This is a genomic window from Rhodococcus sp. KBS0724, from assembly GCF_005938745.2.
Lineage (GTDB): Bacteria > Actinomycetota > Actinomycetes > Mycobacteriales > Mycobacteriaceae > Rhodococcus_F.
This window is the reverse complement of sequence record NZ_VCBX02000001.1, coordinates 5,110,176-5,123,217: the sequence shown is the minus strand read 5'-3', so window position 1 is coordinate 5,123,217 and position 13,042 is coordinate 5,110,176. Positions and strand designations below refer to the sequence as shown.

Annotated in this window: 11 protein-coding genes; 7 read left to right on the top strand and 4 right to left on the bottom strand. The window is 62.8% G+C overall.

Features of this window, described 5'->3' with window-relative positions:
- The first annotated feature begins 49 nt into the window (after positions 1-49).
- Positions 50-373, top strand: a complete 324-nt coding sequence (locus FFI94_RS23630; protein ID WP_138873366.1) for a putative quinol monooxygenase — start codon at positions 50-52, stop codon at positions 371-373.
- On the opposite strand, the gene FFI94_RS23625 is transcribed toward FFI94_RS23630, so the two are convergent.
- Positions 374-1,315 (bottom strand): DUF808 domain-containing protein, encoded by a 942-nt coding sequence (locus FFI94_RS23625; RefSeq protein ID WP_138869950.1) that lies wholly within the window; start codon positions 1,313-1,315, stop codon positions 374-376.
- Between the two features lie 249 nt (positions 1,316-1,564).
- Between FFI94_RS23625 and FFI94_RS23620 the strand changes: the two genes are divergently transcribed.
- The 6 genes from FFI94_RS23620 (at position 1,565) to FFI94_RS23595 (ending at position 9,659) form a co-directional block, all read left to right on the top strand.
- The gene (locus tag FFI94_RS23620) at positions 1,565-2,221 is read left to right on the top strand and encodes a class I SAM-dependent methyltransferase (protein WP_138869949.1); all 657 of its coding nucleotides are present in this window, start codon (positions 1,565-1,567) and stop codon (positions 2,219-2,221) included.
- A gap of 236 nt (positions 2,222-2,457) precedes the next feature.
- Positions 2,458-4,104, top strand: a complete 1,647-nt coding sequence (locus tag FFI94_RS23615; RefSeq protein ID WP_185993298.1) for an ABC transporter substrate-binding protein — start codon at positions 2,458-2,460, stop codon at positions 4,102-4,104.
- A complete protein-coding gene (locus FFI94_RS23610) occupies positions 4,101-6,023 on the top strand; it encodes a prolyl oligopeptidase family serine peptidase (protein ID WP_185993297.1) in 1,923 nt (640 codons plus the stop codon). Before FFI94_RS23615 ends, FFI94_RS23610 begins: the two co-directional genes overlap by 4 nt.
- The gene (locus FFI94_RS23605) at positions 6,020-6,979 is read left to right on the top strand and encodes an ABC transporter permease (protein WP_138869946.1); all 960 of its coding nucleotides are present in this window, start codon (positions 6,020-6,022) and stop codon (positions 6,977-6,979) included. The genes FFI94_RS23610 and FFI94_RS23605 overlap by 4 nt, the downstream gene beginning before the upstream one ends.
- Positions 6,976-7,836, top strand: coding sequence for an ABC transporter permease (locus tag FFI94_RS23600; protein WP_221937768.1), 861 nt, complete (start codon positions 6,976-6,978; stop codon positions 7,834-7,836). Before FFI94_RS23605 ends, FFI94_RS23600 begins: the two co-directional genes overlap by 4 nt.
- A complete protein-coding gene (locus FFI94_RS23595) occupies positions 7,833-9,659 on the top strand; it encodes an ABC transporter ATP-binding protein (protein WP_138869945.1) in 1,827 nt (608 codons plus the stop codon). Before FFI94_RS23600 ends, FFI94_RS23595 begins: the two co-directional genes overlap by 4 nt.
- A 25-nt stretch (positions 9,660-9,684) precedes the next feature.
- On the opposite strand, the gene FFI94_RS23590 is transcribed toward FFI94_RS23595, so the two are convergent.
- The 3 genes from FFI94_RS23590 to FFI94_RS23580 form a co-directional block, all read right to left on the bottom strand.
- A complete protein-coding gene (locus tag FFI94_RS23590) occupies positions 9,685-10,278 on the bottom strand; it encodes a helix-turn-helix domain-containing protein (protein ID WP_138869944.1) in 594 nt (197 codons plus the stop codon).
- Positions 10,279-10,434: 156 nt separating this feature from the next.
- A complete protein-coding gene (locus FFI94_RS23585; protein WP_138869943.1) occupies positions 10,435-11,604 on the bottom strand; it encodes an acetyl-CoA C-acyltransferase in 1,170 nt (389 codons plus the stop codon).
- A complete protein-coding gene (locus FFI94_RS23580; protein WP_138869942.1) occupies positions 11,601-13,016 on the bottom strand; it encodes an MFS transporter in 1,416 nt (471 codons plus the stop codon). Before FFI94_RS23580 ends, FFI94_RS23585 begins: the two co-directional genes overlap by 4 nt.
- Positions 13,017-13,042: the final 26 nt, after the last annotated feature.

The following is a 13,042-nucleotide window of genomic DNA, read 5'->3' as shown; positions in this document are numbered from 1 at the left end:
AGAAGTGGCAGACCGCGCGCATGAGGCGAATGCACAGATTGGGGTAGCAATGATCTTCATCGTGGTGAAGTTCGATGTGCTCGAAGAACATCGTGACACCTGGCTGGAACGGACGAAGGAATTCACCGACGCGACGAGATCGGAACCTGGCAACCTCTGGTTCGACTGGTTCCACAGTGCCGAGAATCCCGGACAGTACCTCCTGGTGGAGGCATTCCGGGATCCCGAGGCCGGGTCCGATCACGTCAACAGTGATCACTTTCGCCGTGGGCTCGAATCCATGCGCCCGGCGTTGAGTGAAACGCCGCGAATCATCAACGCCGACATTCCCGGCGTCGACTGGTCACGGATGGGGGAGCTGGAGATCAGCTGATCAAGCGGCGGCAGAACGCTTTGCCAACAGGTTGGTGATACCCAGCTGTGCCGCGACGATCACGGCGCCGACCACCAGACCGAGAGCTGCGGACGCAAGGGTGTTGACAATCCATGCCAGGACACCGCCGATGCCGGCAATATCCTCGACAGCTTCTTCGCCGTGATGAACGGCGTCGTAGAGGGGATGGAAGCCCAACTCGTCGATGCCGACCAGAAGAATGTGGCCACCGACCCACAGCATCGCGGCGGTGCCGACGACGGAGAGCACCGACATCACGTGCGGCATGCCGCGAACGAGGCCACGGCCGACCTTGTGAGTGAAGCCGGATGACGACTCGGCGATCCGCAGACCGATGTCGTCCATCTTCACGATCAATCCGACAACGCCGTAGACGACAACGGTGATCACCACAGCGACGACGGCAAGGATCACCAGTCGGCTCCAGAAACCTTCGCTCGCGATGGTGTTGAGTGCGATCACCATGATCTCGGCCGACAGAATCAGGTCGGTACGCACGGCGCCGGAGACAACAGCCTCTTCGTCACGGGGATGCTCGTCGGCGCTCTCGTGATGGTCACCGTGGCCGAAAATCGCTCCCCAAATTTTGTGGACAGCTTCGTAGCTGAGGTAACAGCCACCCACCATCAGCAGGGGAGTCAGCAGCCCGGGGAGAAACTGGCTGAGCAGCAGAGCGATCGGCAGAATGATCAACAGTTTGTTACGAAGCGAGCCGATCGCGATGCGCTTGATGATCGGCAGCTCGCGTTCGGCCGCCAAACCGCGCACGTACTGCGGAGTGACAGCAGCGTCGTCGATCACGACGCCTGCCGCCTTGGCGGTTGCCTTGCCGGTCGCAGCAGCAACGTCGTCGATCGACGCTGCTGCCATGCGGGCCAGAGCGGCGACGTCGTCGAGCAGGGCAAAGAGTCCACCGGCCATCACAGACCTCCAGTTGAGTCAGTGGAAAAGGGTGGCCGGACGGATCCGGTAATGCGGGTGGTTGATCGCACGAGGTCTCTATCCCATGAACGTCGGAGGCGGCGGCAGGTCACCTCGAACGATACCGGCGAGTTCACAGCGTTAGTAGCGCAGACCCGCTCCCAACTCTGCAGACGTCGTTGCGTTAAGGGCTTCCGGGCTAGTTGTTCGCGTGCGAGACTGCACAGAGGATCGAGCGAATGGGGCATCATGCGCGAACCGGACACAGCACAGGTCGCCAAGAGTTTCGATGCGATGGCGACTCACTACGACCGACAGATCGGACGCTTCGAACGCTTTGCGCTCGGTGACGCACGCAGATGGGCCGTCGACCAAGCTCGTGGCCGCGTCGTCGAGATTGCCGTGGGCACCGGGCTGAACCTGCCGCTCTACGGGAAGGACGTCGACTACGTCATCGGTGTGGACATCTCGAAAGCGATGCTCGATCAGGCACGAGCCAAGGTCTTCGAGGGAGTGAGCACCAGCGTCGATCTTCGGTACGGCGACGTGCAGGAACTTGATATTCCCGACGAGTGCGTCGACACGCTGCTGTCCACCTACGCGTTCTGCACGATTCCGGATCCGGGCCGAGCCGCAGTCGAAGCCTTTCGCGTTCTGGTGCCCGGTGGTCGATTTGTACTGGCGGAACATGGGCCGAGCACCAATGTTCTTGCGCGTGCCGTGATGAAGGTGGTCGAACCGCTCTTCGTGCGTTTCGGTTCCGACCACCTCACTCGTGATCCCATCGGGTATCTCGAGGACGCGGGTTTCCTGATCGACGAAGTGCAGCGCAGCGGACGGGGTGGCGTCGTGTTCCGGATAGTGGCGAGCAAGCCGGATCCCGAATGGACGGCGCTGGGGCACTAACCGACAAATCCTGCAGTTTGCTGTGCGCCTTTGTTAACCGCCCGCGGTTAATAAAGGCGCACAGTGCTTTTCAGGGGCTTTTCAGGGGCTTTTCAAGGGCAGGGTTTGCCGCGGCCCCGATTACGTCGACGGCTGTGTGTCGGAGGACACGATGGCGCCCTTTCGCGTTGACGGCGACAGGTCATCTGTATAGTGTAACGTCCCGATTGGACACCATCAGTAGACAGGTTGCGCACATGGACGCTCTACCCCAGCCCCGCCTCAGTCGCCGAGATCTTCTGCGAGGCATTGCGATCGCCTCGGGCGTTATCGCGGTTCCGGGCTTGCTTGCAGCCTGTTCCACTGACGAGAAATCGGGCAGCGGGGTGACGGTCACGCAAAGTGATGGCCCGATCGATCTGCTCACAGTCGCGTTGCCTGCTTCCATCAGCACACTCGACGTCAGCAAGTCTGCCGGAATCGCGAATCTCACGGTGGCGCTGCTCGTCCAGGAAGCGCTGGTCACGGTGGCTGCCGACGGCACCCTCGCGCCTGGTCTGGCTGAATCCTGGACCAGGCCGGACGCCACAACCTACGTCTACAAGATCCGGCCGGACGTGCGTTTTTCGGATGGGACCTTGTTGACGGTCGACGACGTGATCGCGTCGATCGAACAGCACTCGGTCAAGGGATCGACGTCGGCTTTCGCTTACGCGTACACAAATGTCGTGTCGGTTACCCAGACCGGTGATCGAGAATTGACGATTACTCTCAGTGCCCCTGATTCGTTGTTCTCGTGGGCGCTGAGCCCGGGCACACTTCAGATCACCAGCCGGGCGTTTCTCGCGCAGAATGCCGGAACCATCGGCACCCCCGCAACGAAGATCCTCGGTACGGGGCCGTATGCGGTGGCCGAGTTCGTGCCGGACTCCCATGTGACCTTGCAGCGCAACGACGGTTGGTGGAGTGAGGCTCCGAAGGCCGCGCAGGTGCGGATCGAATTTGTGGGTGATGAAACGACGCGCTTGATCGCCATGCGCCAGAATTCCTTCGACATGGCGACGAGCGTTCCCTTCGATCAGCTCGAGCAGTGGAGCGGTCTCGACGGCGTCGACGTACAGACGGCGTCCGACAACTCGGTGGTGGCGCTTGCGTTCAACACCACCAAGGCGCCCTGGAACGACAAGCATGTTCGTGCTGCGGTTGCGCACTCGATCGATCGCGCCGCCATCGTCAAGAGTGTGCTGCGTACCCACGGTGAGGTGGCAGCCACGCTACCCACCCGGCAGCAATGGGGTGGCGTGCTCGATCCCGGCGCGGTCGACGAGCTCTACCAGCGCATTCCGCAATTCGACTTCGACCTCGACGCGGCCGGCAAGGAATTGGCGCAGTCTTCGGTGCCGAACGGCTTTTCCGATACCGTCACCTATCCCAACAGCGGCCCGCAGATCGGCAAGGCACTTCTGAGCCTCGCCGAGAACGTCAAGAAGATCGGGATCACGCTCGAGGTCGAAGAGGTGAGCTTGGAGCAGTGGATAGCAGACCTCGGCAAACACGAGGCCGGTATCAGTTTGGGCTGGTACTTCGCGACCACCGGTGACCCGGCCGAGTACACGCAGCAGTTGCTCAACGCTGACAACGCGGGCGTCAACGGCACCAACATCGCCGACTACCGAAACGATGCCGTCACGGATCTCCTTCGCCGCGAGCGCCTCGAAACCGATCCGGCTGCCCGTGGTCAATTGCTTTCCGAGGCATTGGTTCTCGCCGCAGCGGACGTGCCGTACCAGCCGTTGTGGTGGGGCGAAGGCGCAACTGCTTTCGGTCCTGTCGTCGGCACATCGACGTACAGCCCTTATTTCTTCATCGGCCCATGGGCGACTCAGGTTTTCGCCCGGGCATGATGACTGCACTGGATATTCACGCCCAAATCGAGCTTCTTCGTACGCCCTTCGAGTTGGTGGCCCACCGGGCACTGCCGATTGCCGCCTGTCTGCTTGCCACCGGTCCCGATGGTGAGTTGCGGGTTCACCTTGTCTCGTCGGCGCCTGGATTCGGAACGCCGATCGAACTCGATCTCGACGAAGGTATCGATTGTGGGCTGCTGCGCTGGTCGGGTCCTACCGGTCTGATCTGTGCGACCCGCGGCTCCGACGGTGAATGCTCCACACTGACAGCCCTTTCCGTCCCGTCGCTCGGTTTCTCGGCAACCGCGACGGTGGCGTGGACGATGTCGATGCCGGGTGCTATCGAGGACATCCGTCCCGGCGTCGACGGAATGCTCGTCCTGGTCGCGGCATACGGAACCGAGCGCGACGGCAGTCATCTGGGTACCCGGGTCGGACCGGCAGGCGACCCGATGATCGACCGTACCGATCGGGCTCGTCGGAGCCTGTATGTGGTTGCAGCGGACGGCAGTCGGTGCACCGAAGTGCCCGCAGACGGCTTCAATGTCTGGGCCGCGGACCGGGACGACGACGGTAACGTCGTGGCTGTCGTGTCGAGCGACCCACGTCAGGCCGGATTCTATGCGTCGCAACTGATTCGGATCGACGGCGTCACCGGCGCCATAACCCCTCTCTATCAGTCTCAATGGCAACTTGCCCAGCCTCGGCTGTCGGCTGACGGACGGACCGCTCTGGTCGTCGAGGGTCTGTCGATCGTGTCCGGCCCGGTGCTGTCCATCGACGTCGGCACCGGAGCAACGCGCCGGTGGCCGGATATCGACGACGTCACCGATCTCGGCTGGATCGACACCGAGCGGATGTGGTTCGCCGGCTGGCATCGCACGGGAGTGCAGGTCGGCACCGCCGACCGAGACGGGAACAAGATCGAGCGGTGGACGTCGCCGGGAAGCTTGCACGGACCGGACGGCCAACCCACCTTGACTCTGACGGCCGACGGCGACGCGCTGGCTGTGGCCGAAATGCACGGCAGCCCAGCAGAAGTGGTGCGTCTGCAATTCGGTGAACCCGGCTGGACGGCAGTGACGGAGCTGAACAGGGCTACCGAGCATCTGGTGAGCGGGGTGATCTCCGAGACGGTGAGTTGGGTGTCCACCGACGGTCTGGAAATCGACGGCATTGTCATTCGCCGCGCCCACGCGATCGGTCCGCAGCCGTTGGTGGTCATTGCCCATGGTGGTCCGACCTGGTTGTGGTCGGAGGCGTTTGCGCCGGCCGAGTCGAACAACCTGGCGCTACCACTGGTGCACGCCGGGGCCGTCGTTCTGTTGCCCAATCCGCGGGGTAGCAGTGGCCGCGGGCAGGAATTTGCCCGCGGGGTGATCGGTGAGGTCGGCGGTCTCGATCTCGAGGACGTCATCGCCGGGGTGGATGTTCTGGTGCACCAGGGACTCGTCGATCCTGCACGAACTTCGATCATCGGCTCGAGCTACGGCGGCTATCTGGCAGCTTTGGCGGCGACGGACATTCGGCAGTTCCGCGCTGCCGTGGTCATGTCCGGGGTCTCGGATTGGCTGAGTTTTCGCACCACGAGCAATCTCGGCGGCGGCTACGACCATGTGTACCACCAGGGAATCGGTCCCGGAACCGCGGACGGTCGCGAAAAGCTCGTCAGTGTCTCGCCGGTGTACCGCGTCGGCAAGGAATCGACTCCCACGCTGATCCTGCACGGTCAGTTGGACCGCACCACTCCGTTGGTGCAAGCCGAGATGCTGCACCGGGCATTCCGGTTTGCCGAGGTGCCAACCGAATTGGTGGTGTATCCGGGGGAGGGACACGAGTTCGTCGATGCCGCACACCGTACCGATGCGGCCCATCGGGTGCTGAGCTGGCTCGAAGAGCACGGAGTTCTGGGGTGAGAAAACACGGCTGGTCTCGGTTTCTCGCTACCCGAGTAGCCGGCACCCTGGTCGTGTTGTTGGTGTTGTCGATCGGGGTATTCGGATTGCTTTACCTCGCACCGGGTTCGGTCGAACGCACTTTGCTGGGTACCAAGCCGGTGACCGCGGAGTCGTTGGCCGCGGTTCGTGCGCAGTACCATCTCGACGATTCGCTTGTGTCCCAATACCTGAGGTGGTTGGGCGGCGCTCTGCGCGGGGACTTCGGTGTTTCCATCCGAACCGGTGAATCGACCAGCGACATGATCGGATCGCGGTTGGGGCGGACAGGCGTGCTGGTGGTGATGTCCGTTGTTCTCGCGGTACTGATCGGAGTGCCGTCTGGAGTCGCGGCCGCGCTCAAAAAGGGTCGTGCGCTTGACAGTTCGATCGCCGTGGTCGCCGTGGCCGGGATCAGTGCTCCACCGTTTGCGCTCGGCCTCGTGTTGCTGTTGCTCTTCTCGGTACAGCTGCCGTGGTTCCCGTCCTACGGAATCGGATCCGGCTGGGCCGACGGTCTGTGGCATCTGGTGCTCCCGGCGATCACGTTGGCTATCGGGGGCGCCGGACTGATTGCCCGCTTCACCCGCACTGCACTCATTGCTCAGCTCGACCAGGATTACGTGACCTTCGCCAGGGCCAGAGGTTTGTCGACGCAGGCCACTCGCCGTTACGCGCTGCGTAATTCCCTGATGCCCGTACTCACTGCGGTGGGGCTTGTCGTCACCTCGACGATCGTAGGAACGGTGTTGGTCGAGGTCACCTTTGCGGTGCCCGGTCTCGGGACGCTTCTCGTCGACTCGGTGAGTTTCAAGGACATTCCGGTCGTCCAGGCGATTGTTCTACTCATGGCGGTGCTCATTGCGATCACCAATACAGCCGTGGACATCGCATACGCCTTTGCCGACCCTCGCGTGAAATTGGGGACCGCCTCGTGAACCGCATCCTTGGCACGACTGCTCCGGCGCGGCGAGGGTGGCGGACGCTGTCGAGAGCGCCGTGGGTTCGCATCGGTGCACTTGTTGTTGTCGTCGTCGTGCTTGTTGTTGCCTGCCTGGCTCCGATCTTCTTGAAAGACGCGACGCAGCAAGACGTTCTACTCGGCGTCACTGCGCCCGGCGACGGTCACCCGTTGGGCACCGACGAACTCGGCCGAGATGTTTTCTCGCTGTTGCTGGCCGGCGCGACCACGTCGGTTCTCGGAGCCTTGGCCATTGCAGCCGGGTCGATGCTGATCGGCGTACTCATCGGAACACCGGCCGGTTACTTCGGTGGGCGTTTCGACTCGGTGGCGATGCGCTGGACCGACCTGATGTTCTCGATTCCGGCGTTGCTCGTCGCCATCGTGGTGTCCGGCGTCATGGGTGGTGGCTACATCTTGGCGATCGGAGTTCTCATCGTCCTCTTCTCACCGGGTGACACGCGGGTGGCGAGGAGCGGGGCACTCGAGCAGGCCCACAAACCGTACGTCGAAGCTGCTCGGGTCCTTGGCCTGTCCTCGACCAGGATCTTGGGCCGGCACGTGTGGCCCAACGTAGCCCCACTGTCCTTGGCCAATGCTTTCCTCAACTTCGCCTTTGCTCTCGTGGCCCTGGCGTCGTTGTCGTTCCTCGGACTCGGCGTCGGGCCGGGGTCACCGGACTGGGGGCGCACCCTCGCGGAAAGCCGCACGTTGCTTTTCGACAACCCGTGGGCCGCAATCGCGCCCGGACTCGCGATCATCATCACCGCAGCGTCGGTGAACATCCTCGGCGACTGGCTTGCCGCTCGATCCAGCGTAGGGAGCAAGCGATGACCGAGGTGACAGCGCTGGTGGAAACCGCGGACAGGTTCGGCGGTGAACCGGCGCTCGTGGTGGACAATCTGTGTGTCACGACGGCCACCGGGACGCCGTTGTTGTCCGAGGTTTCTTTCGAGGTGCCGCGTGGGCGCTCACTGGCGATCGTGGGGGAGTCCGGCTCGGGAAAATCCTTGACGGTTCGGGCGGTACTCGGGCTGCTTCCGGCTGGGTTGAGTGCAACCGGAGGCATTCGGATTGCCGGACGAACGATGGAGGGACCAAGCGACTTTGCGGACGTACGTGGTCAGACGGTGTCGCTCATCATGCAGGACCCGTTTACTCTGCTGAATCCCACGAGGCGCGTCGGGCGACAGATCTCCGACGGATTTCCCCGCAGCCGGGGACGGCAGGCCGACGGGGAGGAAGTTGTCCGCCGACTGGCCGAGGTCGGTCTCGCACCCGAGATCGCTGATCGTTACCCGCACGAACTTTCCGGTGGGATGCGTCAGCGAGTCGGTATCGCTGCTGCGCTGGCCGCTGATCCGGAGATCCTGGTGGCCGACGAACCCACCACCGCACTCGACGTCACGACTCAACGCGAAGTGCTCACTCTCGTCAAAACGATTCAGGCGCAACGCGGCATGAGCTTCGTCCTGATCACGCACGACCTCCGCGTCGGATTCAGCATGAGTGACGAGGTACTCGTGCTCTATGCCGGTCAGATGCTCGAACGCGGTGTGTCCAGTACCGTTCTCGATCGCCAACGCCATCCGTATACCCGTGCGTTGCTGCTCGCAGAACCACCGGTGGAACACCGCGTCGCCACTCTCCCCTCGGTTCCGGGGCGGGTGCCGGCACACGTCGATGTTGTGGGCCGCTGTGCGTTTGCGGAACGTTGTCGTTGGGCGCAACTGAACTGCGTCGCCCACCGGCCTACCTTGAAACCAGAAGCCGGCCAGCACAGTTCATCGTGCATTCGTATCGACGAGATCGCCGACGACATCGCAGCGACCAACGCGCCCGTGGCGGGATTCGACGTGACCACCCGTACCGATGCCGCCCCGCTGGTTTCGGTAGTCGGCCTGTCGAAGCGGTTCTCCTCGACGGCGCAGCTCGCGTTGAAATCAGTGGACCTCGAGATCCGCGCCGGCGAGGCGGTGGGTGTCGTCGGAGAATCCGGATCGGGTAAGACGACCCTGGCCAGATGCCTGGTCGGGCTCGAAACCCCCGACACCGGCAGTATCGTCGTCGAGGGCATCGATTGCTCGAGTTACCGCGGACTTTCCCGCCGGGATCTGGCGACCGTGCGATCCGGCATCCAGATGGTATTCCAGGATCCTTTCAGCACCCTCAATCCCGCCAGGACCGTCAAGGCGACGCTTGCCGAAGCTCTGCAGGCTGCGGGGCGTTCGAGTTCGTCAGGCGACGTCCGTGAGCTGCTCGATCTTGTGGGACTACCGGACTCGGTGAGCATCAAGCGTCCGTCTGCGTTGTCCGGCGGACAATTACAGCGGGTGGCATTCGCCCGCGCGGTCTCGCGCCGCCCCTCGATCCTGGTGTGCGACGAATCCGTATCGGCGCTCGACGTGTCGGTGCAGGCTCAGATCATCGACCTACTCGCCGAACTACGACGCGAGATGTCAATGGCTCTGCTGTTCATCACTCACGATCTCGCGGTGGTCCGGCAGGTCACCGATCACGTCTACGTCCTCCGCAACGGAGAATGCGTGGAAGACGGTCCGACGGGGCGCGTGCTGGATCAACCGCAACACACCTACACCCGGGCACTGCTCGCGAGCGTTCCACGAAGCAATGCGAGCTGGTTGAAGGAGAACTGACGAGAGCTGGTGATCAGTCGTCTGTTCAGTCGTCGCTGAACGAGATGAGCGTGAGGATGCGCGCACTGCGGTGATCGGTACTGTACGAATGCTCGTGTTCGCAGGAGAATCTGACCGAGTCTCCTGGTCCGAGTTCGTACGACCAATCCTGCGATGCAACACGCAAGTGTCCCGAAACCACATACGTGTACTCGATCGAACCCAGCCCGTGCGACGACTTGGAGCTCGAAGTGTGCTCGGGCACAATACCTTCGGACATCTCGAATCGGCGTCGATCCGAGGTGCCGAACAACGTCCTGATGGTGACATCTCCGGACACCATCGAAGGACCGTCCTGCGCGCGGATGACTTCCGGTGCCAACAGTGCCGCCCTCGTCAGCTCGGCAAACGACAGGTCGACTGCAGCGCCGGCGCGTACGAGAATCTCGACAGTCGGATTGGCAACTCGGCGTTCCATCTGTGACAACAGTGCCTTGCTGATGCCGGTCAGCTCCGCAAGATCACGCAGACTGTAGCCGCGCGCCATCCGGGCGCGTCTCAGGTTGGTGGCGACGGCATCCCGGACACTGGCACCTGCCGTCGAAGATTGCTCGGACGCGGATTCCGGCGATGAACTCACGGCTCCATTATGCCGTCCGGATGCCGTCCGATGTGACTGGGTCGACAAACTGCGGTGAGCATAAGGATTGCGCTCGACGCAGTGGCCGCTCCAGTCGGATCGCGGCTTCGCCGATCGGCGGCGGAGCAGACTATGCCCCGCCGCCTCGAGGGTTGCTCAGGCCAGTCGTTCCAGGATGGTCGCGTTGGCCAGTCCGCCCGCCTCACACATGGTCTGGAGCCCGAATCGGGCGCCGCGCTGCTCCATCGCGTTCACCAGAGTGGTCATGATTCGGGTTCCACTGCCGCCCAGTGGGTGACCGAGTGCGATGGCCCCGCCGTGGACGTTCACCTTGGACAGGTCGACGCCGGTGTCCGCCGCCCACGAAAGGACGACAGGGGCGAAGGCCTCGTTGACCTCGAACAGATCGATGTCGGAGACACTCAAACCGGCTCGGGCCAGGACCTTCCGGGTGGCCGGGATGACGGCGGTGAGCATGTAGAGCGGATCGTCGCCGGCGACGGCAAAGCTGTGCAGCCTCGCCTTCGGGGTGAGACCGAGTTTCGCGGCGATCTCGCTGGTCGTGATCATCACGGCCGAGCTACCGTCCGAGAGGGGACTGCTGCTACCGGCAGTGACGGACCAGTTGATCTGTGGGAATCGCTGTGCGTAGTACTCGGATTCGAAAGCGGCCGGTAGCCCGGCAAGTGTTTCGACCGTCGTACCTGGGCGGATCGCCTCGTCGACCGACAGTTGGGGGAGAGTGGCGAGTTCTTTGGTGAAATACCCACTTTCGGTCGCCAATGCGGCCTTCCGATGACTCGACGCCGAGAACTCGTCGAGTCGTGTGCGACCGAGACCCCATTTGGCGGCGATCAATTCGGCGCTGATGCCCTGCGGTACCAGACCGTCCGGATAGCGCTCTTCGAAACCGACACCCAGTGATTCTCGGCCGATGCTGCTCGAACCCATCGGAATTCGGCTCATCGATTCGACTCCGGCGGCGACGACGATGTCGTAAGCCCCGGCGATCACGCCTTGAGCGGCAAAGTGCACCGCTTGCTGGCTGCTGCCGCATTGCCGGTCGACGGTCGTCCCGGGGACGGACTCGGGGTAGCCGGCGGCGAGTAGCGCTGTGCGGGTCACATTCTGGCTCTGTTCACCGACTTGGCTGACAGCCCCGCCGATGACGTCGTCGATCAGCGCGGGGTCGATTCCACTGCGTTCGACGACAGCTTTGAGGCTGTGGGCGAGGAGGTCGACGGCATTGATGCCGTGCAGTGCGCCGTTCGCCTTTCCCTTGCCGATCGGTGTTCGAACGGCTTCGACGATAACTGCGTCTCTCATGACAAATTCCTTTCAGGGATGGCGGATTCAGCGGGAACAACCGGGGTGGGTGAAGTCGCTGGGGTCATTCCCAGCGATGCCAGGGCGGAGGCGAGTGCGACAGCGAAGATCACCCACCAGGCCTGACGGAAGGTGTCGGGGTCGACGGCGGAGCCGAGAATCGCGACCAGAATGCTCACGCCGAGAACGGTTCCGATCTGTCGACTCATGCTGACGATGGCGCTTCCGGTGGCGGAGCGGGCAGGTGCCAGATCGGCAGTTGCCTGCGACAGGATTGTCGGCAAGGCAAGGCCGACACCGATTCCGGCGACGATCCAGCCGGGCAGGAGTTCGGTCGCGTAGTGGGGTGTCGTCCCGACCGATACAAGCACCAGGAGTGTTCCGACGGCCCACAGAACGCTCCCGAGTGCGGCGACGCGTCCGGCCGAGTACTTGCGGGTCAGAGATCCTCCGGCGATGGCGAACAACGGGACCATCAACGGGCCAGGCGCGACGGCAAGACCTGTTCGCAGTGCCGAGTATCCCCAGACTTCCTGGAGCCACAAGATGTTCGAGAGTAGTCCGGCTGCGAATGTCGCACTGAAGAGAATGGCCGTGACGTTGGACCAGGCAAACGACCGGACTTTCAGAAGGTCCGGAGCTATCAACGGTGTTCGATGACGAGAGTTGCTCCACCAGAAAGCGAGAAGGGTTGCCGCTGCAACGGCGAACGAGATCAAGACGAGTGCGTCGGTCCAGCCCCAATCCGGTCCTTGAACGAGAGCTAGTGCGAGCGCGCCGATTCCGACTGTCAGTAAAGCCGCACCGGCGATGTCGATTCCCGCTTCGGTATCCTTGTCGGCCTTGTCAGGGACCAGTCGAACCGCGAAGTACAGCAAGACGATTCCGATGGGGATGTTGATCAGGAAAACCCATCGCCAGGAGGCTTCGACGAGGACGCCGCCGACAACGGGACCGAATGCCGCCGCCGCAGCGCCTGCCGCAGCCCAGATACGAACGCCGGATTGACGTTTCGATGCGGGGAGTGCGTTGATCAGGAGTCCGAGACTCGCGGGAGTCAGTGCTGCAGCGCCAACTGCCTGCAGAATGCGGAAGGCCACCAGCATCCACAGTGAAGGGCTGAACGCGCACGCTGCGCTCGCGAGGGTGAACAGTGCGAGACCGGCCAGGAAAGCACGTTTGTGACCGATGCGGTCCGCCCATCGACCGAGGGGGATCAGTAGTGCTGCGTACACGATCGCGTAGCCGTTGAGGATCCAACTGAACTCTCCGAGCGAGTGTCCGGGGTAGCTCTTCGCGATGTCGCCGAATGCCACATTGACCACGAACAGGTCCAAGCTGGCGACAAACGGCGCGCCCGACAGTATCGCGAGCAGTGGGCCTGTCCTCGTAGGCTGGCTATTGAGTTCCATAGTCAGCAACTTAAACCCTGACTATG

Excerpts from the sequence above, each read along its gene's own strand:
- FFI94_RS23630 (WP_138873366.1), top strand. The coding sequence starts at position 50 with ATGATCTTCATCGTGGTGAAGTTCGATGTGCTCGAAGAACATCGTGAC.
- FFI94_RS23625 (WP_138869950.1), bottom strand. The coding sequence starts at position 1,315 with ATGGCCGGTGGACTCTTTGCCCTGCTCGACGACGTCGCCGCTCTGGCC.
- FFI94_RS23620 (WP_138869949.1), top strand. The coding sequence starts at position 1,565 with ATGCGCGAACCGGACACAGCACAGGTCGCCAAGAGTTTCGATGCGATG.
- FFI94_RS23615 (WP_185993298.1), top strand. The coding sequence starts at position 2,458 with ATGGACGCTCTACCCCAGCCCCGCCTCAGTCGCCGAGATCTTCTGCGA.
- FFI94_RS23610 (WP_185993297.1), top strand. The coding sequence starts at position 4,101 with ATGATGACTGCACTGGATATTCACGCCCAAATCGAGCTTCTTCGTACG.
- FFI94_RS23595 (WP_138869945.1), top strand. The coding sequence starts at position 7,833 with ATGACCGAGGTGACAGCGCTGGTGGAAACCGCGGACAGGTTCGGCGGT.
- FFI94_RS23585 (WP_138869943.1), bottom strand. The coding sequence starts at position 11,604 with ATGAGAGACGCAGTTATCGTCGAAGCCGTTCGAACACCGATCGGCAAG.
- FFI94_RS23580 (WP_138869942.1), bottom strand. The coding sequence starts at position 13,016 with ATGGAACTCAATAGCCAGCCTACGAGGACAGGCCCACTGCTCGCGATA.